Source organism: Streptosporangium sp. CA-115845 (assembly GCF_050943795.1).
Lineage (GTDB): Bacteria > Actinomycetota > Actinomycetes > Streptosporangiales > Streptosporangiaceae > Streptosporangium.
Window position 1 is genome coordinate 3,076,596 of the sequence record NZ_CP191988.1, and the last position, 22,644, is coordinate 3,099,239.

At 70.3% G+C, this 22,644-nt stretch carries 18 protein-coding genes; 14 read left to right on the forward strand and 4 right to left on the reverse strand.

The genetic code is table 11. The features are described from left to right. Window positions 1-29 precede the first annotated feature (29 nt). The 4 genes from ACQP0P_RS16185 (at window position 30) to ACQP0P_RS16200 (ending at window position 2,801) form a co-directional block, all read left to right on the forward strand. Window positions 30-398, forward strand: a complete 369-nt coding sequence (locus ACQP0P_RS16185; protein WP_030909976.1) for a hypothetical protein — start codon at window positions 30-32, stop codon at window positions 396-398. A gap of 364 nt (window positions 399-762) precedes the next feature. Continuing rightward, on the forward strand, window positions 763-1,950 hold the full coding sequence (gene metK / locus ACQP0P_RS16190; protein WP_355563093.1) for a methionine adenosyltransferase: 1,188 nt from the start codon (window positions 763-765) through the stop codon (window positions 1,948-1,950). A 108-nt stretch (window positions 1,951-2,058) separates the two neighbouring features. After that, window positions 2,059-2,349, forward strand: a complete 291-nt coding sequence (locus ACQP0P_RS16195; RefSeq protein WP_157594289.1) for a FitA-like ribbon-helix-helix domain-containing protein — start codon at window positions 2,059-2,061, stop codon at window positions 2,347-2,349. A gap of 5 nt (window positions 2,350-2,354) precedes the next feature. Beyond that, window positions 2,355-2,801, forward strand: coding sequence for a type II toxin-antitoxin system VapC family toxin (locus tag ACQP0P_RS16200; RefSeq protein ID WP_433377099.1), 447 nt, complete (start codon window positions 2,355-2,357; stop codon window positions 2,799-2,801). 19 nt (window positions 2,802-2,820) lie between these two features. Here the strand turns inward: ACQP0P_RS16200 and ACQP0P_RS16205 are convergent, their stop codons facing one another. After that, entirely contained in the window at window positions 2,821-3,288 is a 468-nt protein-coding gene (locus ACQP0P_RS16205) for an ATP-binding protein (RefSeq protein WP_433377101.1), read from the reverse strand. A 229-nt stretch (window positions 3,289-3,517) separates the two neighbouring features. Here ACQP0P_RS16205 and ACQP0P_RS16210 point away from each other — a divergent pair, with 229 nt between their 5' ends. Together ACQP0P_RS16210 and ACQP0P_RS16215 are read left to right on the forward strand one after the other, a co-directional pair. After that, window positions 3,518-5,083: a hypothetical protein gene (locus tag ACQP0P_RS16210; RefSeq protein WP_433377103.1), complete on the forward strand. Its 1,566-nt coding sequence runs from the start codon at window positions 3,518-3,520 to the stop codon at window positions 5,081-5,083. A gap of 123 nt (window positions 5,084-5,206) precedes the next feature. Further along, on the forward strand, window positions 5,207-5,629 hold the full coding sequence (locus ACQP0P_RS16215) for a hypothetical protein (protein ID WP_433377106.1): 423 nt from the start codon (window positions 5,207-5,209) through the stop codon (window positions 5,627-5,629). A gap of 8 nt (window positions 5,630-5,637) precedes the next feature. Here ACQP0P_RS16215 and ACQP0P_RS16220 read toward each other — a convergent pair whose 3' ends face one another. Beyond that, on the reverse strand, window positions 5,638-7,332 hold the full coding sequence (locus ACQP0P_RS16220; protein WP_433377109.1) for a hypothetical protein: 1,695 nt from the start codon (window positions 7,330-7,332) through the stop codon (window positions 5,638-5,640). Between the two features lie 494 nt (window positions 7,333-7,826). Between ACQP0P_RS16220 and ACQP0P_RS16225 the strand changes: the two genes are divergently transcribed. The 8 genes from ACQP0P_RS16225 (at window position 7,827) to asnB (ending at window position 19,935) form a co-directional block, all read left to right on the forward strand. Next, window positions 7,827-9,284, forward strand: a complete 1,458-nt coding sequence (locus ACQP0P_RS16225) for an amidohydrolase (protein ID WP_433377111.1) — start codon at window positions 7,827-7,829, stop codon at window positions 9,282-9,284. 90 nt (window positions 9,285-9,374) lie between these two features. Further along, complete coding sequence (locus ACQP0P_RS16230) at window positions 9,375-11,771, forward strand: primosome assembly protein PriA (protein WP_433377114.1); 2,397 nt, start codon at window positions 9,375-9,377, stop codon at window positions 11,769-11,771. A 64-nt stretch (window positions 11,772-11,835) separates the two neighbouring features. Beyond that, window positions 11,836-13,488 (forward strand): hypothetical protein, encoded by a 1,653-nt coding sequence (locus tag ACQP0P_RS16235; RefSeq protein WP_433377117.1) that lies wholly within the window; start codon window positions 11,836-11,838, stop codon window positions 13,486-13,488. 40 nt (window positions 13,489-13,528) lie between these two features. Beyond that, window positions 13,529-14,905: a hypothetical protein gene (locus ACQP0P_RS16240; protein ID WP_433377120.1), complete on the forward strand. Its 1,377-nt coding sequence runs from the start codon at window positions 13,529-13,531 to the stop codon at window positions 14,903-14,905. A 77-nt stretch (window positions 14,906-14,982) separates the two neighbouring features. Beyond that, on the forward strand, window positions 14,983-15,531 hold the full coding sequence (def, locus tag ACQP0P_RS16245; protein ID WP_343979553.1) for a peptide deformylase: 549 nt from the start codon (window positions 14,983-14,985) through the stop codon (window positions 15,529-15,531). Between the two features lie 5 nt (window positions 15,532-15,536). Then, window positions 15,537-16,466: a methionyl-tRNA formyltransferase gene (gene fmt / locus ACQP0P_RS16250; RefSeq protein ID WP_433377124.1), complete on the forward strand. Its 930-nt coding sequence runs from the start codon at window positions 15,537-15,539 to the stop codon at window positions 16,464-16,466. Between the two features lie 5 nt (window positions 16,467-16,471). Beyond that, window positions 16,472-17,983 carry an RsmB/NOP family class I SAM-dependent RNA methyltransferase gene (locus ACQP0P_RS16255; RefSeq protein ID WP_433377126.1) on the forward strand — a complete coding sequence of 504 codons (1,512 nt, stop codon included), beginning with the start codon at window positions 16,472-16,474 and terminating at the stop codon, window positions 17,981-17,983. A 98-nt stretch (window positions 17,984-18,081) separates the two neighbouring features. Beyond that, window positions 18,082-19,935 carry an asparagine synthase (glutamine-hydrolyzing) gene (gene asnB / locus ACQP0P_RS16260; protein ID WP_433377129.1) on the forward strand — a complete coding sequence of 618 codons (1,854 nt, stop codon included), beginning with the start codon at window positions 18,082-18,084 and terminating at the stop codon, window positions 19,933-19,935. A 208-nt stretch (window positions 19,936-20,143) separates the two neighbouring features. On the opposite strand, the gene ACQP0P_RS16265 is transcribed toward asnB, so the two are convergent. Both ACQP0P_RS16265 and ACQP0P_RS16270 read right to left on the reverse strand, forming a co-directional pair. Then, window positions 20,144-20,950 carry a hypothetical protein gene (locus ACQP0P_RS16265; protein ID WP_433377132.1) on the reverse strand — a complete coding sequence of 269 codons (807 nt, stop codon included), beginning with the start codon at window positions 20,948-20,950 and terminating at the stop codon, window positions 20,144-20,146. Continuing rightward, on the reverse strand, window positions 20,947-22,506 hold the full coding sequence (locus ACQP0P_RS16270; protein WP_433377134.1) for a PQQ-binding-like beta-propeller repeat protein: 1,560 nt from the start codon (window positions 22,504-22,506) through the stop codon (window positions 20,947-20,949). Before ACQP0P_RS16270 ends, ACQP0P_RS16265 begins: the two co-directional genes overlap by 4 nt. Window positions 22,507-22,644 lie beyond the last annotated feature (138 nt).

The following is a 22,644-nucleotide window of genomic DNA, read 5'->3' on the forward strand; positions in this document are numbered from 1 at the left end:
CCACATCGCAGCCGGGAGGGGTTTGGATCATGCCGGTCGCCGCCGCGGTCAGGGCACGATGCCGAGCGCTGCTTCCTCCGGGGGAGGAGATCCACTATGTCCTGCCGGCTCTGTCGGTGGGCACCCCGGGCATGGCGACCTTCCTCATCGTGATCACTGACCGCACCATCTACCTGCTCTCCACCAAGTTCTTCGACCGCGACGCGCCGACCTCGGTGTACGCCACCCACACCCGGCGCACCCGGCTCGGCCCGCTGGAGTTCTCCGCGGGCGCGGCCATCGAGCTCGGCGGCATGGTGTTCGAGATCGAGGAGGAGTACGCCGCGGTGATCTCCGCCGCCGACGCCGAGGTCTTCGCCCCGGAGACGCTGCCGCCCGACCCGCTGCCCGATCTGTGAACCGGGCTGTGAGCCCCTGAGGATCCGGGCGGGGCTGCGCATCCCGCCGCGCGGGACGTGGGTGAGCCCGGGGTGCCGGAGCTTTCGAGGCCCGGGTGAGTGAGGCGAGCCGGGGGTTTCGCGGGCTCCGGGTCCTTGCGGGGTGTGTCCCGCCTCACGTCGTGAGGCAGCCGGCTTTCCCCGCGGTGGATGCCGGTGAACCCGCAGCTCTTCCACTACATGAACTGAACATTTAGGGTGACACGATCTGAGACGGTTTCGCGGCCCCGCATCAGGTGGGGCTAGAATTCGCCGGAGCGCTACTGGTGTCCTGCCGATGCCAGAGCCCCAGACGCCAGCAGCCGCTGCATGAGGAGCCACTGACTTGTCCCGTCGCCTGTTCACCTCCGAGTCGGTCACAGAGGGCCACCCGGACAAGATCGCCGACCAGATCAGTGACGCGATTCTCGACGCCATGCTCAAGGGTGACCCCAAGAGCCGCGTCGCGGTCGAGACGCTGATCACCACCGGTCAGGTCCACGTCGCCGGAGAGGTGACGACGGAGACCTACGTCGACATCCCCGGTCTCATCCGGGAGAAGATCCTCGAGATCGGTTACGACGCCTCGCACAAGGGCTTCGACGGCGCCTCCTGTGGCGTGTCGGTGTCCATCGGTGCGCAGTCGCCCGACATCGCCCAGGGCGTCGACGACGCCTACGAGAACCGCGAGGGCGAGGCGGGCGACGAACTCGACCGCCAGGGCGCCGGTGACCAGGGCCTGATGTTCGGCTACGCCTGCCGCGAGACCCCTGAGCTGATGCCGCTGCCGATCCAGCTGGCGCACCGCCTGGCCGAGCGCCTGTCGCAGGTCCGCAAGGACGGCACAGTGCCCTACCTGCGCCCCGACGGCAAGACCCAGGTCACCGTCGAGTACGACGGCGACAAGCCGGTCCGGCTCGACACCGTGGTCGTCTCCACCCAGCACGCGGCCGAGATCGACCTCAAGGAGATGCTCGCTCCCGACATCAAGGAGCACGTGGTCGACCCGGTCCTGGCCGGCCTGGAGATCGAGACCGAGGGCTACCGCCTCCTGGTCAACCCGACCGGCCGCTTCGAGATCGGCGGCCCGATGGGCGACGCCGGCCTGACCGGCCGCAAGATCATCGTTGACACCTACGGCGGCATGTCCCGCCACGGTGGCGGCGCCTTCTCCGGCAAGGACCCGTCCAAGGTCGACCGCTCGGCCGCCTACGCCATGCGCTGGGTCGCGAAGAACATCGTGGCCGCCGGTCTGGCCGACCGCGCCGAGGTCCAGGTCGCCTACGCCATCGGCAAGGCGCACCCGGTCGGCGTGTTCGTCGAGACCTTCGGCACCGAGAAGATCGAGATCAGCAAGATCCAGGAAGCCGTGGTCAAGGTCTTCGACCTGCGCCCGGCCGCGATCATCCGCGACCTCGACCTGCTCCGCCCGATCTACTCGGGCACCTCCGCCTACGGTCACTTCGGTCGCGAGGGCTTCTCCTGGGAGTCCACCGACCGCGCCGACTCCCTGCGCGCCGCCGCCGGTCTCTGACGACCCGCACCCTCCAGACGGCCCCCGTGAGAACTCATTCACGGGGGCCGTCGCATGCCCGGCGGAAAATGATATCACTTTTAGGGATTCGATTGATATCGTTGGAGTATGAAGCAACTACTTCTTCGAATCGATGACGATCTGCATCGGCGGATAACCCGGAGGGCTCGCCGTACCGGCCGTTCCATCAACGCCACCGCCGGGGAGATCCTCGCCCACGGTGTGTCCGACGAGGTGCTGGATGCCCGGGCGGAGCTTCGTGCACGTGCTCGTCGGCTCGGCGTGCTCGCCGAGCGTCCCCCCGCTCCTCCGGTGACCGAAGCCGACCGTGAACGCGCACTTGCCGCCACCAGGGGCATAGGCCCGCTTCTCGACGACCTCTGGGCCGAGGGCCGCTGACCATCGTGCTCACCTACGTCGACTCCTCGGTTCTGGCCTGTGCTTACCTCCACGACGAACCGGGTCACGGCCGCGCCAGGGAACTTCTCGAAAACCCCGAGCACCTGCTTGTCACCGGCACCTTGACGGTGGTGGAGGTGACCGGCGTGCTGGTGCGCGCCTCTCGTGCCAGGCGGCTGCTGGAACTGGACACCAGGCTTGCCGTACTGGCGGCAGATCTTGGAGAGGACGGCCCCGTCACGTTGCTGACCGCTCCTCGCAACACCGTGGAGCAACGGGCTACGGAGATCGTCTACACCCATGCCCTTCGCGCGCTCGACGCGATCCACCTCGCTGTCGCGGAGTTGGCAGCCGTCTCGCTACTGGAAGCTCCGGGAGACAAACTCGGCTTCGCCAGCCGTGACAACGCCCAGAGCGAGGCAGCTGCGGCACTTGGTTTCACTCCCGTCTAGTGTCATGACGGCCCGCTCGTCATGGGCACTCGGGGAACCTCTCGCCGGTGAGCTGGGCCCAGACGGCGTGGCCGTGGGATTGACTGCCTCGGCAGCCGACCTGGGAGGCCAGGGCGGTGACCAGGGGGAGTCCCCGGCCGCCCTCGCCGAGGAGGGTGGGGTGGACGATGGCGGGGACGGAGCCCTGGCCGGAGTCGTAGACCGTCACCCGGGTGACCTCGGGTCTGCGGACGACCTCGACGACGAACGTGCCGTACGGGCGCCCGCTGGCGGTGTGGCGGACGGCGTTGGCGGCGAGTTCGGCGACGATCTGCTCCGCGTCCCGCTGAAAGGACGAGTCCGCCAGCAGGAACCTGACGAAACGCCGGGCCTCGGGCACCTGGGCGGGGCGGCCGGGGAAGGTCCGCCGCCAGGTCAGGCCGCCAGGGCGGAGTCGTACCATCGCGTCGATCAACTCCGGGGCCACGCCGTCGTGGGTAGCGGTCATGCGCGCTCTCCTGGTCTCCTGGTCAGGGAAAAATCGTTGGCAGAACAGTGGTCCGGCCCTCCCGCGCGGTAGCCCTCCGGGACACCGTCGGCGAGATACTCCGCGCACAGCGCCGATGACCTGCGAGAACATCTTGTTCCGCGGTCGAGGATCCCCACTTCCCCGCCGGGCTGTCATTCTCCGTGACCGAAGCCATACGATCCGTGTGTGTTCGGGGAAGGGAGTGCGGATGCCCGGAGAGGGATACCGGATCCTGCTGGGGTGCAGGCGGCGTAGTGAGGCGCTGCGGGCCTGTCGCCTCACGTTCGACCAGATCGCCGGCGTGTTCGCCCTCGATCACCAGGTCAGCCCGCTGCGGTTGTACCGCTACGCCCATGGCCGTACGGCGGGCGACGTGGTGGCGGCCTACAACGACCTCGACCCGGCGGGCACCGCGACCCTGCGTGCCGCGCGGTTCTACGACTACGAGGCCTGGCCACAGGCCGGGCGGCGTCCCGGCGCGGGCGCGGTCGCCATCTTCGCCCGCGTCTACCAGACCACCGCCCGCCGCCTGGTCACCGACGAGGTCTACGCCTCATACGGGGTACGGGACCGCGACCTGATCGACCGGGCCGACCACCGTCACCTCGATCCGCACTACCGCCGGGAGGTGTCCGCACCGGCCATCGCGGGCACCAAGGGAACGAAGGCACTTCCCCCACTCGTTCCCGCGCCCACCCTCTGCGCCGACCTGCTGCGCGCGGTCGGCGCAGAGGAGGCCGACGTGAAACGCCGCGAACTGCTCTTCGAGTTGGCCCTGGTCTTAGGCGGGACGCCCGCTCTGGGCCTGCTGCGCCACCTCACCCCACCGGAACGGGAACGCCTGGCAGCCGCAGCCCGCCACCGGGGCCCGATCGACGCGGCCACCATCGACGTGCTGGAGCGGCTCACCGCCCGGCTGTGGGCCATGGACGAGGCGTCCGGCCCCCGGCAGGTCCTCCCGGTCGCCGAGGCCAAGCGCGCCATGGTCGACGACATCCTCAAACGGGGCTCCCTCACCCCGGCCCTCCGCGAGCGCCTGCTGAGGGTCTACTGGAGTCTCTGCCACATGACGGGCTGGTGCTACTACGACCTGACAGACTACATGAGTGCCACGCGTCGCTATCAGGAAGGGCTGGCCGCGGGTTACGAGCTGGGTGCTCCTGCTCTCCTGGCTCATCTGCACGGGCTGATGGCTGACATGGCGATTTTTCAAGGGAAGCCAACCATGGCCATAGATCATGCCTTCGCAGCCGAGGGGTGGGCCAAGAACAGCGGCAACGCTCTGCAACAGGCAGCGACCTTCTCCATAGTTGCCAGGGTGCTCTCGAATACGCGGCGCGACGGGGAAGGGCTTCGGATGCTCGATCGTGCTGTCAGATTGGCAGATAGCAGTCGGAATGGAGCGGAACTCCGGCACCTTTTCTGGCTTGAACCGGACCGCATTGCTCGCCATGCCGTGTTCTGCCTCATCAAGGCAGGGCAGTTCGACCGGGCGATGGCCGAAGTAGAGCAAAGGCTCGCGAAGATGGGGGCCGGTTCTGTCCGGGTTAAAAGCATCCTTCAACTCGAATACGCGACTGTGCTGATCAAGAAGCAGGAGATTCCGGCGGCCGCCACCATGATTGACAAGGCCGCGCAGGCCGTCGTGGGGCACAGTTCCACTCGTCTGGTTCACTCCGTACGGCAGACTCGTGCTCGGCTCACGCCGTGGGAGGGCAACAAGTATGTCCAGGACCTGGACGAACGGTTGCGTTCGCTGACCATCCCAGTCTGACATGTTTGGGTGCTCTTCCTGGAAAATGCTCGATTATCAGACATCATTGAAGCTAGGTGATGTTGGCCGGTATGAACGGAGAGTTCTGTGGCACACCTTGCTTCCGCCCGTATTAGCTCAGCAGTGATCGCCGTCGTGGGGGCGCTGGCTCTGGGAGCGTGCTCCTCCACCCCTCCGGAGCCGACGGCCGCCCAGGCCGAGGCGACGTTGAAGGCCGACATCGACTGGCTGATGAATCTAATTCAGGCTGAGAGCGTTAAAGTAACAAATGAAGGCGGCAAGAACATTCCTTGTGGGGAAGGTAAATCCAGGCGGACGTATGGAATTACCGGAATAAGTACCTCCAGCTCGCACGATCCGATGAGTACGCTCAACATATTGGCTGGTGGCCTGATCAAGCGGGGCTATAAAGTCGCATCCGCCGATCCGGTAGCGCCGCGTGATGAGCTGGTCAAAAAGGAGTCATACGTCAAAGTGGTCACTACGTCCCCAAAGGACAAGAACTTCGTTCTCTCCGGAGAAACCGAATGCCTAAGAACTTCCTGATACCTCTGTCATCCCCACGGGGCGGGATTATCTCTGGTTTTTCCTTTTGCTCCGGTGAAGAGAAGGTCGATCTCTGCTGCGGCTTCCCCGGCTGTGCTTTTGTCTCCACTCCCCGAACCGTTGCTGATCAGCCAGTCTGCAAGGTTCTTCAGCGCCTTCGGATCCTTAGCCAATGTGCCGAAGGGGAGGAGGTTCCCATTGGCCCCAGTGATGGGTGGATGGCTGAAGGCGGGGTCGGTGGGAGGCACCTTGTACGAGAACCCGTAGCGCTTCAGTTCGTGGAAGATCCAGTACTCACTGCCCAGGGTGGCCAGGCGATTGCCCTCCTTGAGCTTGTCCAGACGAGTCTCGTCGATGTCCTTGTACGAGTCGATGGTCTCGCTGCTGGGCTTGCTGATCAGAAACCAGATGAAGTCGTCGAACGAGGTTTCCACGAGTTTCAACCCAGAGGCGGCGAACCCTGCGGCATCGACCCCCAGACCCAGGATGAAGAAGAGTCGATCCCTCATTTTCTGGTCGTACTCATCCATCTCCTTCTGGACCGCGTTCGTGGCGGCGATCTGCATTCCTGCCACATAACCCAATCCCGTGAAAGCGCGTCCAAGGTATTCAGTGTTCTTCCCTTGGTCCTTCGCGGCGGCCGAGTCCATGAGATGCCTGGAGAACCTCCCCATCCCCTCCTCGAATGGCTTCATGTGCTCCGCAGAGTCAGCGAATGTCTTCATGAACCGATAAGTGTCCCCGGGGCTGAGGACAAACTTTGGGTTGAGCCCGAGGATGAGCGTGTCCGTCTTCTCGAAAACACTGTTTCCAGTTCGGTTGGCGTCCCGGAAGCTGGCTCCCTCTATTATTTCGGCGGCGTAGGCGCCCGCGAGCATCGACATGAAGATTCTCGCGCCCTCCGCCACCTCCATCGGCTGCCCCTCCGGATTGCGGAAGTCCGCCCCGGTCCGGAGGTCTCCCATGGTCGTCATGGCGTTGAAGGCGAATCGCACCGCCCCCGGACCCGGGGAATGCTTCTCGAAGACACCGGCCCCGGCGGCGAGCATCCGGCCGAACTCCGCCTCCAGGTCGAAGGCGATCGCGTCGTGTTCGTTGGGATACAGCGAGACCTCCTTGTTGAGTTCGGAGAACAGATCCCGCAGATCCTCGCGCGGCAGGTCGTTGAACAGGGCCCTGGCCGTCTCCGGATTGTTGGCCAGGGCGGACAGGAAGTGGCTCAGGTCGGCGGTCCAGCGTGCGAGGACCTCGTCCCCGGGGGATTTCTGCACGCGCGGGCGGACCACCTCGGTAAGCCATCTGGACGGGAACCTGCCATGCCCGAGCAGCAGGCCCAGCTCGGCCGCCCGCACCTTTCCGAGGCTCTCCGGCTCCCAAGCCGGGCCGAGCGTCTTCGGCCGCCGGGCCACCGCGGTGGCGAGAGCCTCGCCCATGGTCTTCCAGTGCTTCCTGGCGGACTCGCCACGGTAGTGATTCAGCTCCCGGAGCACGGCCGCCGCTCCCTTCGGGCCGAGGACGGCGAAGAACCCGGCGGTGAAGTCGGCGTCCCTGCCCCGGTCTGCGAGCTGCTCGAAGGCCCGGTCGTAGTCGTTTCTGGAGGAGTGCGGACCCGTCCTCGACAGCCCGGCGAGGGTCTCCGCCAGCTTCCTGCCCTCGTCGTTGGCGAGGGTGCGCGTCGCGAGGTCCTTCTCGTCGAACGCCATGAGCCCTCCGCCCTCCGGCGACGGCGCGAGTCCCAGCAGGCCCAGACCCGTCAGGGCCGGGGCCCAGTCCGCCAGGGAGTCAGCCTCCTGGATCAGCTGGCTACGCTTGCGCAGTCGCGGGATCTCCTGTTCCAGCCAGCCTTCGATCTCGCGGATCCGCAGCGCCGCGGACCGGTCGGCGCCCACCGAGGAAAGCACGTTCAGGATTTTCGCGGTCTCCTCACCGATCACTTTCCGCGCCTGCTCCAGCGACGCGATGAATTGCTCCATCAACTCCGGATGAATTCCTGAGTATTCATCCGGAGATGACCCGTTTCCCGATGACGCAGGCGGCGTCGGCCCCATATCGAAAGTCTCCTACCGAAGGCAATCCCCAGTTTTACCTTAGACAGCTGGATTGCCGTCAGATAGGAGTTCGATCGGCAGGGAGGTCACGGAAGCGGGGTGGGGAGCCGGGGTGAGTGACCAGCGGCTATCCGCCTAAAGTCTGCTTTATGTCCTCTACCTCTTCTCGCCTGCTGCTGCGTAACGCGCGGATCGGTCCCGGTGGTCCGCTGCGCCATGTCCTGATCGTCGACGGCCGGGTCGCGGAGGTGGCCGCCGAGTCTCCCCCCTGCGACGAGTCGGTGGACGTCGGGGGCGCCACCCTGCTGCCGGGGCTGTGGGACGCGCACGTGCACTCCGTGCAGTGGGCGCAGGCCCGGCGCAGGATCGATCTGACCTCGGCGCGGTCGGCGCGGGAGGCGGTCGACCTCGTCGCCCCGCAGGCGGGTACGGCCGGGTTCACGGTCGGCTACGGTTTCCGCGACGGCCTGTGGCCGGACACACCGGACAAGTCGCTGCTGGAGGCGGCGGCGCCGGGCTGCCCGATCGTGCTGGTGAGCAACGACCTGCACACCGCCTGGTTCAGCCCGGCCGCGCTGGCGGCGATCGGCAGGGGCGGGCATCCGACGGGGGTGCTGCGCGAGCGCGACTGCTACGACGCGATGGCCCAGATGCCCCCGCCGCCCGAGGACGAGCTGGACCGCTGGGTGGCCGAGGCCGCCACCGCCGCCGCGGCCAGGGGCGTCGTCGGCGTGCTGGACTTCGAGTTCGCAGACAACGTCACCGACTGGACCCGGCGGATCTCGCGGGGGGCGGTCGACGTCCGGGTCAGCTGCTCGATCCCGGTGAACCGGCTCCGGGAGGCGATCGATCGCGGCCTGCGCACCGGGGAGCCGATCGCGGGCTCGGGGGGCCTGCTGGAGGTCGGGCCGGTGAAGACGTTCGTGGACGGTTCGCTGAACACCAGGACCGCCTACTGCACGGACCCGTATCCCGGTGGCGACGCGCGCGGGCTGCTGGAGACACCGCCACAGGAGCTGTACGGGGTGATGGAGCTGGCCGCGAGGCACGGGATCGCCCCGGCGGTGCACGCCATCGGCGACCTGGCGGTGGGCATCGCGCTGGACGCCTTCGAGCGGGTCGGCTGCCCGGGGAGGATCGAGCACGCGCAACTGGTCCGCCCGGAGGACTTCGGGAGGTTCGCGAGGCCCGGTCTGGTGGCGGGTGTGCAGCCCGCCCACGCGCCCGACGACCGGGAGGTGGCCGATCTGCACTGGCGGGGGCGGACCGGGCGGGCCTTCGCCTACGCGGACCTGCTGGCCGCGGGGGCGACCCTGGAGCTGGGCTCCGACGCCCCGGTGGCGCCGCTCGACCCGTGGGACGGCATCGCCTCCGCCGTGGCCAGGACCGACGACGAGCGGCCGCCGTGGCACCCGGAACAGGCGATCTCGCTGCCGGCGGCGCTGGCGGCGGCCGGCCGGGGCCGCGCCGGGGTGCGCCCGGGCGACCCCGCGGACCTGGTGATCACCGAGTACGACCCGGCGGGGCTGGACGGGGACGGTCTCCGTCACATGCCGATCCTCGGCACCCTGCTCGGTGGCCGCTGGACCCACCGCCGCGCCATCTGACCCGGCGGCCGGGCAGGAAAGCGGCCCGGTGCCATGCCGCCGACGGGCCGAGGGGCTGGACCGGGCGCCGGTGTCTGGTAGGACAGGCGGGTGACCCACGCCAACCCCTCGCCGGACGATGACGCCCTCCTGCCGCTCGACGCCGTACGCGAACGGCCCGTGCCCGGCAAGGCCGCCAGGGCGCGGGCGGGGGCCGTCAGGGCGGCGGGGGTGGCCCGGGCGCAAGGGGTGGCCGAGCAGGTCAGAGGGGTGCCGGAGCCGGCCGCGGAGCTGCCGGTCGCGCGGGTGGTCGTCGACACCCCGCTGCCGCACCTCGACCGGTTGTTCGACTACCTCGTCCCCGCCCCCCTGGACACCGCCGCGGTGCCGGGATGCCGGGTCCGGATCAGGTTCGCGGGCAAGCTCGTCGACGGGTTCCTGCTGGAACGGGTGGAGACCACCGAGCACCAGGGCAGGCTGACCCGCCTGGAGCGGGTCGTCTCCGCCGAGCCCGTGCTCACCCCGGAGATCGCCGCGCTGGCCCGGGTGGTGGCCGACCACTACGCCGGGACCATGGCCGACGTGCTGCGCCTGGCGGTCCCGCCCCGCCACGCCAGGGTCGAGGCCGAGACCGTCGCCGCCTCCGCCGATCCCGTTTCCGAGACCGGTACGGACTCGCGGGCGGGGAGCGACGCGGCTGAGACCTCCGGAGAGCCCGGATCCGAACGGACGGCGGGAGAGCCGGAGACAGGGGAGGCGGGGCCGAGGCGGACGGAACCGGGAGGGGAACACGGACCGGGCGAGGAACGGGGGACTGTGCCGGGGCCGGGACAAAGAGACGAGAGCGGGCTGGGCGAGGGGCCGGGGACGACCGTGCCGGGGCGGGGACAGGGAGGCGAGAGCGGGCCGGGCGATCATCCGGGGGGCGAGCCGGAGCGGGAACCGGGGCCGTGGGCGGACTACCGGGAGGGGGCGGCGTTCCTGGCGGCGCTGGCGAAGGGGGGCTCCCCCCGAGCCGTGTGGACCGCCCTGCCGGGTACCGGCCAGGACGGGCCCGGGTGGCCGCGGGCGGTCGCGGTTGCCGTACGGGAGACCCTGCACGGTGGCAGGGGAGCCCTCGTGGTGCTTCCCGACGGCAAGGACGTGGCCCTGGCCGACGCGGCGCTGAGCGCCGTCCTGGGGCCCGGCGCGCATGTGGCGCTGACGGCGGACCTCGGGCCCGCGGAGCGCTACCGGCGGTGGCTGCGCCTGTCCAGGGGCCAGGTCCGGGTCGCCGTCGGTACCAGGGGGGCGGCGTTCGCCCCGGTCGCCGACCTCGGGCTGGCGGTGATCTGGGACGACGGTGACGACCTGCACTCCGAGCGGCTCGCCCCCTACCCGCACGCCAGGGAGGTCCTCGCACTGCGTGCCCACCGGGCCCGCGCGGGCCTGCTCATCGGCGGGTACGCCCGTACGGCGGAGGCCACCCAGCTCATCGCCACGGGCTGGGCGGGGCCCATCGTCGCGGCCCGCCAGGCGGTCAGGGCCAGGGCGCCGAGGATCCGTCCGGCGGGGGAGGACTCGGAGCTGGCCAGGGACGAGGCGGCCAGGGCCGCCCGGCTGCCCAGCCTCGCCTGGCGGATCCTGCGCACGGGGCTGGAGAGCGGCCCGGTGCTGGTGCAGGTCCCCCGGCGGGGCTACCTGCCCGCGCTGGCCTGCCAGGGCTGCCGGGCGCCGGCCCGCTGCGGGCACTGCGGCGGGCCCTTCGCGCTACGCGGTGGCCACGTGGCCCCGTACTGCCGCTGGTGCGGCCGGATCGCCGGCGAGTGGCGCTGCCCCTCCTGCGGCGGGGCGCGGGTGCGGGCCCAGGTGGTCGGTGCCCGCCGCACCGCCGAGGAACTGGGGCGGGCCTTCCCCTCGGTACGGGTCAAGACGTCGGGCAGGGACGGGGTGCTGGCCACGGTCGGCGCGGCCCGGGCACTGGTGGTGGCCACCCCGGGAGCCGAGCCGGTGCCCGAGGGCGGATACGCGGCGGCGGTGCTGCTGGACGGCTGGGCGCTGCTCGGCAGACCGGACCTGCGCGCCGCCGAGGAGACGCTGCGCCGGTGGATGAACGCGGCGGCGCTGCTGCGGCCCGCCGCCGAGTTGGTCGTGCTGGCCGATTCCTCGTTGCCCGTCGTGCAGGCGTTGCTGCGCTGGGATCCGGTGACACATGCCGAGAGAGAACTGGCCGACAGGACAGAACTCGGTTTCCCCCCGGCGGTGAAAATGGCGACGCTCACCGGATCCCCGGCGGGGGTCAGGGAAATGCTCGGTGAGCTGGCGCTGCCCCCCGAGGCACAGGTGCTCGGCCCGGTCCCGGTGGCCTCGCCCAGGGGGGATCAAGTGCGGGAACGTGCCATGGTGCGGATCGCGCGAGGCTCCGGCTCCACGCTGGCCGCGGCTCTGAAAGGAGCCGTGGGAGTGCGCTCCGCACGCAAGGCCGCGGAGGTGGTCAAGGTATGCATTGACCCTCTAGATGTGATTTGAGTTGTTTCCCCGATTCGCGGTGCTGGCAGTAAGCCGTTAATTTTCCCCTGTGTCGATCGAATGGGTGAATCGGGCCGTAGACGACCTGCGCGCGTGGGGGCGTGCGCGCGGCCTGGACGTTGATGTGGACGAGGTGCGGCTGCTCTGCGACTACGCGAGTGACTATCTGGACGTGAACGAGCTGGGTGATTTCACCCCTGTCGCCTTCGAGGAGCTGCTGCTCAACATCTATCCACGCAAGGTCATCGCCCCGCCGGAGAGCGCCCCCGAGACCGTCGCCGCCGCCCGCACCCTGGTCGACTTCCTGCTCTCGACCGAGGAGATCGGCGGCAAGATGGCCGTCCGGATGAGGAGCGTCCTCGACCGGATCGAGCCCGAGATGCCCATCGCCCTCGCCGACACCTCCAGGTTCGGCATGGCCAAGAGCCTCTTCAGCGCGATGGGCGCCGACTCGCTGGAGCGGGCCACCGGGGACGCTGGGAGCGCGATCCTCTCCGTCTCGGCGGTGCAGGAGGAGCCCGCCGTCGAGCACTGCGACTGCCCCGGCTGCTCGCCGCTTCCCCCGGTGCGCCTGGCGCCCCGTGAGACGCTCGCCCAGAGCAGCCTGCGGGTGCCGCTGCTGACCGACGCGCGCAGGCTGGTCCAGTGGATGCTCGCGGGGGGGCGCACCCCCACCGTCAAGGGCAGGCTCAGGGTCCGTGACGCCACCGAGGCGATCGCCCAGCTCTCGGTGACCGACCCCGGCCTGCTCTGGGAACTCGCGGTCCACACCGGCCTGGTCACCGTCGAGGGCACCGCCATCTTCGACGGCGAGGACTTCGACCCGCTCGACATCTGGGCCGCGACCGTCGAGTTCGTCGTCGAGAAGGAGACCGGCGGTGCCGTGACGGGTGAGGTCTCCCTGGACGAGGAGCTCTACGGCCTGTGCGACATGCTCTACCGGCTCCAGGCACCCGTGCCGATCCCACTGGTCAGGGAGTACCTGGACGAGATCGGCCTGGTGGAGGAGGGGGAGATCGACGTCCCCGAGGTCGCGCGGCGGCTCGCCTACTGCGGGATGGCCGAGCCGGGCGACGAACTCCTGGAGCTCACCCCGCTGGCCCTGTGGGGGCTGCACAGGCTCTACACCGACCTGGGCATCGAGGCGCCCCAGGCGGCCGACCTGGCCCTCGCCGACGCACCCGAGCTCATCGAGGGGCTGCTGTCGGGGATGCCCGCCGAGATGGCCGAGGCCGACATCGAGGGCTGGCTGCGGCACAGGAGCCCGGCGCGGGCGGTCACCGAGCTGCTCGGCTCCGTCTCGGGGGCGCCCTCGGTCGCCAGGGGCGTCGCGGTGACGATCGTCGACCGCCTCGGCGCCGACGCGGAGGAGGCGGTACGGGCCTTCCTGGAGGAGCCGGAGCTGCGCCCGCACGCCATCCACTGGCTGACCGCGCGCGGTCTGGCGGCCCCCGCGCTCACCTCGGAGGAGGTGCTCTGGATGAGCGTGGACATGCTCGTCCTGGCCATGCCCTCCGCCGAGGAGGATCCGGAGGCGTTCGCCGAGAACATGTCCGCCTCCGGGCCGCCGCAGAGCGTGATCGAGGAGATGTGGCGGGTCGATCATCCCGAGGTCGTCGAGGTTCTTGAGCTGCTCGGACGCTCGCTGAGGGACCACAACGCGGCCAAGGCGGCCCGCAAGGCGGCTTTCAAGGCACGTTCCCGCGCCATCGGCTGAGCCGTGTATGCGTGAGGCGCGAGTGCAGTAAGTTTCACGGGTGGCAAAGAGCGGGAACAGTGGGAACGTCTTCGACATCGGCGAGCTGCGCAGGCTTGTGGACGAGCTGGGAGCGGCACCCCGCGAGCTGCGAACAGCCGTTCTGGAGGAGTCGGTCACAGCCGCGGGCCGTGACTGCCCCCCGCGCGGCGACGCGCTGAGCTTCCCGCCGGTCGACCTCGCCCCGGACGCCGAGCTGGCCGCGTTGGTGCCGCTGGTGCCGCTGGTGCTCGACGCCCAGCGGCTGGCCGCCTGGACCGGCACCCGCGCGGTGACCCCCGAGGGACTGCTGCCCGACCCGTTCGCGCCGTGCGCGGAGCTCGGCCTGCCGGGCCCGGCGCGGCTGCACCTGCTCTGGGTGGTCGCGGTCAACACCGGCATGCTGCGCATCTCCCGCGGCCGGGTGGGCCCCGGCCCGCTGGCGCTCTCCGCCGACCTGCCGCACCGGGCCGTGCTGGGGTTCTGGGACGGCGTGGTCATGGACGTCCTCGACCGTGCGGACGACGACCTGACCGGGTCTCCCGTGATCGACGATCACCTGGCCGAGATGCTCGCCACGCTGTACGCCGTGCGCGAAGGACTGTCCACCACGACCCTGGTCAAGGGCATCCTGCAGTCGCACCAGGTGGCCTGCGGGGCCGGTCCCGCCGAGATGAGGACGCTGACCGGCACGCTGCCCGCCCAGCTGGAGTCGGCACTGTCGCTCCTGGGCTACTGCGGGCTGGTCGAGACCTCGCGGTCGGGCAGGCCCCGGCTGACCCCGCTCGGCATGTGGGCCGTCCGCCAGGACCTCATCAGGGAGGGCCACGACGCGCCGACGGGCGCCGAGGTCGCCGTCTTCACCGACCTCGGCGCGCCCGAGCTGGTCGAGGCGATCGTGAAGGGTTCCGCCGCGCCCAGCGCCGTCACCGTGTGGCTGGAGTCCCGCCACCCCGAGGCCGCCGCGCGCGAGCTGGTCAAGGTCGCAGCCTCGGGCACGGCAGGCCGGCGCGGTGTCGCGGGCACGATCCTGGAGGAGCTCGGCCCCGAGGCCGAGGCCCCGCTCAGGGAGGCGCTCTCCGAGCCCGCCATGTGGCGCTATGCCGCCTCCTGGCTGCACATCCGCGATCTGCCCGCGCCCGCGCTCACCCCCGCGGACAACACCTGGCTCGCGGTCGACTCGCTCGCCTCGCTGCTGGAGCGGGGCGAGGCCTCCGAGGCGATCTGCGAGTTCGACGCGCTCGAACCCGGAGCGGACCTGGTACGCGTGGTCGAGGAGATGGCCCTGGTGGAGCACCCCGACACGTTCGCCGTCCTCGACCTGCTCGGCTCCAGGCACGGCACCGCCGCGGTGGCCAAGTCGGCCCGCAAGGCCGCCATGAAGGCCCGCTCCCGCTGAGGTGCGGAGGAAGGCCCGGGGGAGGCGGCCGGCGCCCTTAGACTGGGGCGATCCCCTGAAGCGTGAGGAGACCCCTGTTGGCCATTCAGCCGATCCGCCTTTTCGGCGACCCGGTGTTGCGCACTCCGGCCGATCCGGTCAAGGACTTCGACAAGGAGCTGCGCAAGCTCGTCAAGGACCTCACCGACACGATGATGGACGCACCGGGGGCCGGGCTGGCGGCACCCCAGATCGGGGTCGGGCTCCGGGTCTTCACCTACTACGTGGACGACCAGCTCGGGCACCTGATCAACCCCAACCTCGACCTGTCGGACGAGGCGGACGAGGAGGGCGAGGAGGGCTGCCTGTCCTTCCCCGGCCTCTCGTTCCCCACGCCCAGGGCGCTGCGGGCCGTGGCGACCGGTTTCAACATGCACGGCGAGCCGGTGACGCTTGAGGGCACCGACCTGATGGCCCGTTGCTTCCAGCACGAGACCGACCACCTCGACGGCGTGCTGTTCATCGACCGGATGGACGCCAAACAGCGCAAACTCGCCATGAAGGCGATCCGGGAGGCCGACTGGAACGGTCTGTCGGCCCCCGCGTTCAAGTTCTCCCCGCACGCCACCCACGGGAAGGCTCTGTAGGAACCTTGCGCCTGGTCTTCGCCGGAACCCCGGACACAGCCCTGCCCGCGCTGCGGGCTCTGATCGACTCGCCCCGCCATGACGTCGTCGCCGTCGTCACCCGGCCGGACGCCCAGTCGGGCCGGGGCCGCAGGGTCCATCCGAGCCCTGTCGCCGAGCTCGCCGAGGAGGCGGGCATCGAGGTGCTCAGGCCGCGGAAGGCGGGTGACCCGGCCTTCCTCGACCGGCTCACCGAGCTCGCCCCCGACTGCTGCCCGGTGGTCGCCTACGGTGCGCTCCTGCCCCAGGCCGCCCTGGACATTCCCCGGCACGGCTGGGTCAACCTGCACTTCTCGCTGCTGCCTGCCTGGCGCGGCGCGGCGCCGGTGCAGCACGCCGTGCTGCACGGTGACGCGATCACCGGCGCGGCCACCTTCCGGATCGTCAAGGAGCTGGACGCGGGCCCGGTCTACGGCGTGGTCACCGAGGAGATCCGCCCCGCGGACACCAGCGGGGAGCTGCTCGCCCGGCTCGCCGAGTCCGGTGCCGGGCTGCTGACGGCCACCCTCGACGGGATCGAGGACGGCAAGCTGGAGGCCGTTCCGCAGCCCGCGGAGGGGGTCAGCCTCGCCCCGAAGATCAGCGTCGACGACGCCAGGGTCGACTGGTCCGCACCCGCCATGCGCGTCGACCGGCTGGTCCGTGCCTGTACCCCCGCCCCGGGCGCGTGGACCGAGTTCCGCGGCCAGCGGGTCAAGCTCGGCCCCCTGCGACCGGTTCCCGACGCCTCGGGCCTGGCCCCCGGCCAGATCGCGGCGTCCAAGAACACCGTCCTGGTCGGCACCGCCACCTACCCGGTCGAGCTGGGCGAGGTGCAGCCGCAGGGCAAGCGTCTGATGAGGGCGGGGGAGTGGGCCCGCGGTGTGCGGCCCACGGACGAGGATCGGCTGGCCTAGAGATCATGAGCAGTGCTGGTGGTGACGGCCGTAACGCCGCACGAGGCGGGCGCGGCCGGGGGGCGACTCCGCGCGGCCATGGAGCGGGCGGGAACCGAGGCAGGGGCACGGCCGGGGCCGGGCGTCCGCCCAAGCCGGTCCGCGACGAGGCGCGCAACACCGCGTACGACCTGATGCGTGCCGTCGACGAGCGGGACGCCTACGCCAACCTGCTGATGCCCGCGCTGCTGCGCGAGCGCCGCCTGTCGGGGCGCGACGCGGGACTGGCCACCGAACTGGCCTACGGCACCCTGCGCGGTCTCGGCACCTACGACGAGATCATCGCAGCCTGCAGCGACCGGGCGCCGGAGGACGTCGACCCGCCGCTGCTCGACGCCGTACGGCTGGGCGTGCACCAGTTGCTCAAGACGCGGGTGCCCCCGCACGCCGCCGTCGGCACCACGGTCGATCTGGTGCGGCTGCGCGTGGGCATCGGTGCCTCGAAGTACGCCAACGCCGTGCTGCGCAAGGTCTCCACCCGGTCGCTGGAGCAGTGGATCCCGATCGTGGCGCCGGACCCCGCCGACGACCCCGTCGGCCATCTGGCGGTGGCCCACAGCCACCCGAGGTGGATCGTCGAGGCGCTGCGCGACGCCGTGGGCGGCGACTTCGACGAGACGGCCGCCCTGCTCGCCGCCGACAACGAGCGTCCCCGGGTGACCCTGGTCGCCCGTCCGGGCCGCTCGTCGGTCGCGGAGCTCCTCGACGCGGGCGCCGAGCCCGCCGGATACTCCCCGTACGCGGCCCATCTGCCCGAGGGCGACCCCGGGGCGATCCTCGCCGTGGCCGAGTCGCGGGCCGCCGTCCAGGACGAGGCCAGCCAGCTCGTCGCGCTGGCCCTGACCCGGGTCCCGGTGGAGGGCGCCGACTCGCGCTGGCTCGACCTGTGCGCGGGCCCCGGCGGCAAGGCCGGCCTGCTCGACGCCATCGCGACCCACGGTGACGAGGCGGGCCTCGCGGCGGGCGCGGGGCCGGAGGCCTTCCCCGGTGGGGCGCGCCTGCTCGCCGCCGAGCTGCAGTACCACCGGGCGCGACTGGTGTGGCAGACGACCCGGCAGGCCGCGGTGATCACCGCGAACGGCACCGTGCCCGCCTGGCGGCCCGGAGTCTTCGACCGGGTCATGCTGGATGCCCCCTGCACCGGCCTGGGCGCGCTGCGCCGCCGCCCCGAGGCCCGCTGGCGCCGTGATCCCCGGAGTCTTCCCGAGTTGGGCAGGCTCCAGCGTGACCTGCTCGCCTCGGCGATCGAGGCGGTCCGTCCCGGCGGCGTCGTCGGGTACGTGACCTGCTCGCCGCACCTGGCCGAGACCGACGTCGTGGTCGGCGACGCCCTGCGCCGCCGCGACGACGTCGAGGCGCTGGACGCCCGTGCCTACCTCCCCGAGGTCGAGGGGCTGGGCGAGGGGCCGTACGCGCGGTTCTGGCCGCACCGGCACGGCACCGACGCCATGTTCCTGGCCCTGCTGCGCCGCCGCTGATCGGCCCCGGGACCGTCATCGCAGGTCAGGGCATATATGGATGCCGCACGCCGTTCGACTGGGCATAACTGCTTCCAAGAGGACGCGGGGGTGGCGAAATGTGTGGAATCTGTGGATGGGTGGACTTCGAGGGCGATGTCCGGCAGTCATCGGACATCGCGAAGGCCATGACCGACACCATGGCCTGCCGAGGGCCCGACGACGCGGGGATCTGGCTCGCCCCGCACGTCGCGATAGGCCATCGGCGCCTGGCCGTCATCGACATCGAGGGCGGCCGCCAGCCGATGGTCGTCGCGGAGGAGGGGCTGCCGCTTGCCGTCCTCACCTACAGCGGCGAGATCTACAACTTCGTCGAGTTACGTGCCGAACTGGCCACCCACGGCCACCGCTTCCAGACCCGGAGCGACACCGAGGTCGTGCTGCGGGCCTACCTCGAATGGGGTGAGGACCTCGCCGACCGGCTGAACGGCATGTTCGCCTTCGCGATCTGGGACACCCGCCGCGAGGAGCTGCTGCTCGTCCGCGACCGGATGGGTGTCAAGCCGCTGTACTACTACCCCACCGCGCACGGCGTGCTGTTCGGCTCCGAGCCCAAGGCGATCCTCGCCAACCCGCTCGCCGGGACGCCCACCGTCGACGCCGACGGGCTGCGCGAGCTGATCGCCTTCGTCAAGACCCCCGAGCACGCCGTCTACCAGGGCATGTACGAGGTTCGCCCCGGCCAGGCGATCCGGGTGACCCGCGAGTTCCTGTGCCGGCGCCGCTACTGGCAGCTGAACTCCCACGAGCACGTCGACGACCTCGCCACCACGGTCGCGGGCGTACGCGACCTGCTGGACGACATCGTCGGCCGCCAGCTCGTCGCCGACGTGCCGCTCTGCGCGCTGCTCTCCGGCGGCCTCGACTCCAGCGCCGTCACGGCACTCGCCGCGCTGGGGCTTCGGGAGCGGGGAGAGGGGAGGATCCGGTCGTTCTCCGTCGACTTCGCCGGATACACCGAGAACTTCCAGCCCGACGAGATGCGCGACACCCCCGACACGCCGTACGCGCACGAGGTCGTGCGGCACGTCGACGCCGACCACACCGACATCGTCCTGGACTCCGCCGACCTCATGGACCCGGCGGTGCGCGGCGCGGTCCTGCGGGCACGGGATCTGCCGATCGGCATCGGTGACATGGACACCTCCCTCTACCTGCTGTTCCGCGCCATCCGGGAGCACTCCACCGTGGCGCTGTCCGGGGAGTCGGCCGACGAGGTCTTCGGCGGCTACCGGTGGTTCCACGATCCGGAGGCGGTCGCCGCAGACACCTTCCCCTGGCTGGTCTCCCCGGGGATGGCGCGGTTCGGCGGGCTGGGGGCGCTCCTCGACGAGGACCTGATGCGCAAGCTGGACATCCCCGCCTACCGCGCGGACAGCTACCGGCACGCGCTGGACGAGGTGCCCCGGCTACCGGGTGAGGAGGGGCTGGAACGGCGGATGCGGGAGATCTCCTACCTGAACCTCACCCGGTTCGTGCAGACCCTGCTGGACCGCAAGGACCGGATGAGCATGGCCGTCGGGCTGGAGGTCCGGGTGCCGTTCTGCGACCACCGGCTGGTGGAGTACGTCTTCAACGCCCCCTGGTCGATGAAGACCTTCGACGGACGGGAGAAGAGCCTGCTCCGCGCCGCCACGGCGGACATCCTGCCGCCCTCGGTCGTCCACCGCCACAAGAGCCCCTACCCCTCGACGCAGGACCCCTCCTACACCGAGGCCGTCCGCGCGGAGGTGGCCCGGCTGCTCGGCCGCGGGGACATCGCGGCCGAGCCGCTGATCGACAGGGAGAAGGTACGGGCGGTGATCGACCGGCCGGAGACGGACGGCGGCCCGGCGGGAGGCCGGGCGGCGCTGGAGGGGTTGCTGCAGCTCAACGCCTGGCTGGAGGGGTACCACGTCCGGGTCAACGTCTGATCCCGGGCCTGCTCCACCGAGGGGGACCGGCTCGCCGGGACCGCCCATCTCAGTGAGCCGAGCCGTCCGGCCGGCTCGCGGGCGACCGGGACCGGCCTGTCGCGCACGCCGAGGTGGGGAGATCGGATCCGGGCCAGGTCACGGCCGGTCCGTACGACGACCGCCTGCCCGCCGCCGAGGAGGAGGGTGAGGATCGCCGCCGGCCTCCTCAGCATCTCTTGACGTTCCTGCCTGTTTCGCGGAAATAGCTGATCATGGAGCTGTAGCCGATGGTGTACCTGCGGGCGGGGCCGGTGAGCCGGAAAGGCCGGTCGCCCTCGGCGGTGAAGTAGGCACGCTGGACCTCGGCCGAGTCACCGTAGGCGTAGGAGACCTCGATGTCCCATTCGTAGCGGCGCTTTCGCGCCGTCACGGTCAGCTCCACCGACGTCCTCTCCCCGTAGACGAGGTCGATGTTCTTCTCCAGGAGCCGTCCGGCGGACCTGCCCGAGGAGGCGAGCCGGTCGAGGTCGGCCTTCACCGGGAAGACGGGCGATTCGCCGGCATTGGGAAGATGGAAACACGTGCCGGCCGCGACGGGTCCCGAGGACAGGATCCGGGGCCGGACGTCCAGGACGCGGACCGGGTCGTTGCGCCGGCCCCGCAGCACGAGGAGGACCTTGATCTCACCGATCCGTGAGCCCCGGGATCTGACCAGCGGCTCGTAGCCGCCGTTGAGCAGGAGGCGGCGGTCGGGGCCCGAGGTGATGGCGTCGGGGAAGGCGAACGATATCCCCGCGGTCTCCGGAGAGTAGACGATCGCGCTGATCCGGGGCTCCCGGTGGAAGTCGCGCCACTGATCCTGGACCCACGACCAGCCGGTCACCACGATGCCCGCGATGACCGTCGCGAGTCCTCCGGCCACGGTGACCCCCAGCCACCTGACCGGCCGGGTGGCCTTCGCCAGGGGGGTCTCCTCCGTGTCCTCCCGGGTGTTCTCCCCGGCCGGCTGCTCGGGGGACGTCTGCGCGGTCATGAGGTCCCTTTCCGGGCCCGCAGCCGCTCCCTTGTGATCCGCAGGGCGTGCCGGAGCAGGGCGCGGTCGCCGAAGGCCTCCACCGTGACGACGACGCGGCCCTCTCTGATGGCGACCGCATCCTTTTCCTCGGAGAAGTAGCCGAGGTGTCGCGCCGCGTTCGGGGGGTCCTCTTCGCCGGTCAGCTTCTTCATCCTCTCCGCGGCCTTCTCGATTGACGGGTACACCCAGATGACGGAGACGGTGACGGCCGTTCCCTTTCCTTTGGTGGCGAACTCGCAGGCGAGGGGCGTGGTCAGGCCCAGCTCGGGGGGTGCGGGGATCGGGGTGACCGGGTACCCGCCGGTGCCGGAGAGGGAGGCGAGTTCGGTGGCGGGCAGCAGTGCGCAGGGGTCCGGCCAGTCGGCCGCGGGCACCCCTCCCCGTCTGCTCCAGTCGGGCGGGGCGGCGAGGGCGGCCCCGATGTCCTTCTCGGTCAGCGGCGCCGAGAGCGTTCTGAGTGTGTGCCCGTCGACCGGATCGAGGACGTTCAGCATGTCTCCCTCCGCCGACCTCAGGTAGATCTTCCCCGCGCCGGTGCCGACCTTCCCTGACAGGTCGGGCCGGGACCACATGATCCGTCCCGACGACCGGCTGATCGATCTGACTCCCGATCCGGGACCCCTCCAGTCGCCGTCAGAGACGATCACGGCTCCGGCTGTGATCCTCCAGGAGGGGGAGTGGTAGATGAGGTCGTCGGTGAGGATCAGACCGTTCTCGTCGAAGATCGTGATCGCGTGGGGGGATGTCAGGACGGAGATGCCCTGCTCCAGACTCAGTCGCGGGAGGTCGGACGGGGGGAGCCGCTGTTCCCAGCGAACGCGCCCGGTGGTGGGGTCGATGCCGGTGAGTGCGGTGCGGCGGCCCGCGCAGCGGGTCATGGCGACCACCAGGTTCCTGTCCGCCAGCGAGTAGGTCTGGATGGGATCGTCGTCATAGGTCCGTGGGTCGGTGGATGGCAGGGCGGCGCTCACGCAGTCGCCGGGCAGTTTCCTCTCCCACCCGATCGTTCCGTCCCGCGGGTCCAGCGCGCGGATCACGCGGAGCGCGGGAACGTCGATGACGAACCTTCCCGCCGCCGCGCCCATCAGGTAGAAGAACGGCCGCGCCCGGCCGTCGGCGGGGTGGCCGGACAGGATGCTCCAGGTCGGCAGGCCGGTCAGGGCGTCGAGCACGGTGATGCGCCGCCGGTTGCCCGGATCGCCCGGGGTGCCTGACTCGATCTCGGTTTCGATCGCGACGTGGCGGCCGGTGAAGGTGGCGGCCTTTCGCTCCGCGTCCTCGAAATCCCCCCACATCCTCGCCGCACTCTCCGGCTCGTCCATCCACAGGTCGGTTCTGCCAAAGAACGGACTGCTCCGGGTGCTCTTCCAGAGCACCCGGCCGGAGGCCCTCGCGGTGAGGGTTCTGCCGTCTCCGGAAATGTGGGTCCCGACGATCGGCGAGGGTTCGGTGGTGTTGGAGGGGGGCGCAGGGGTCGCGGTGGGTACGGTGAGGAGAGCGACGGCGACGATCATCGGAATGAGAACCGAGCGTGGGAGGTTGCGGCGAAAGGACATCGCTATCCGGCTCCGATGAAGGCTGAAAGTCGGTCAAAGTGGAGCTTTTCGGTTCTCGCGTACCGTCTCATTCGAGAATTCGGATGATTCCTGAAG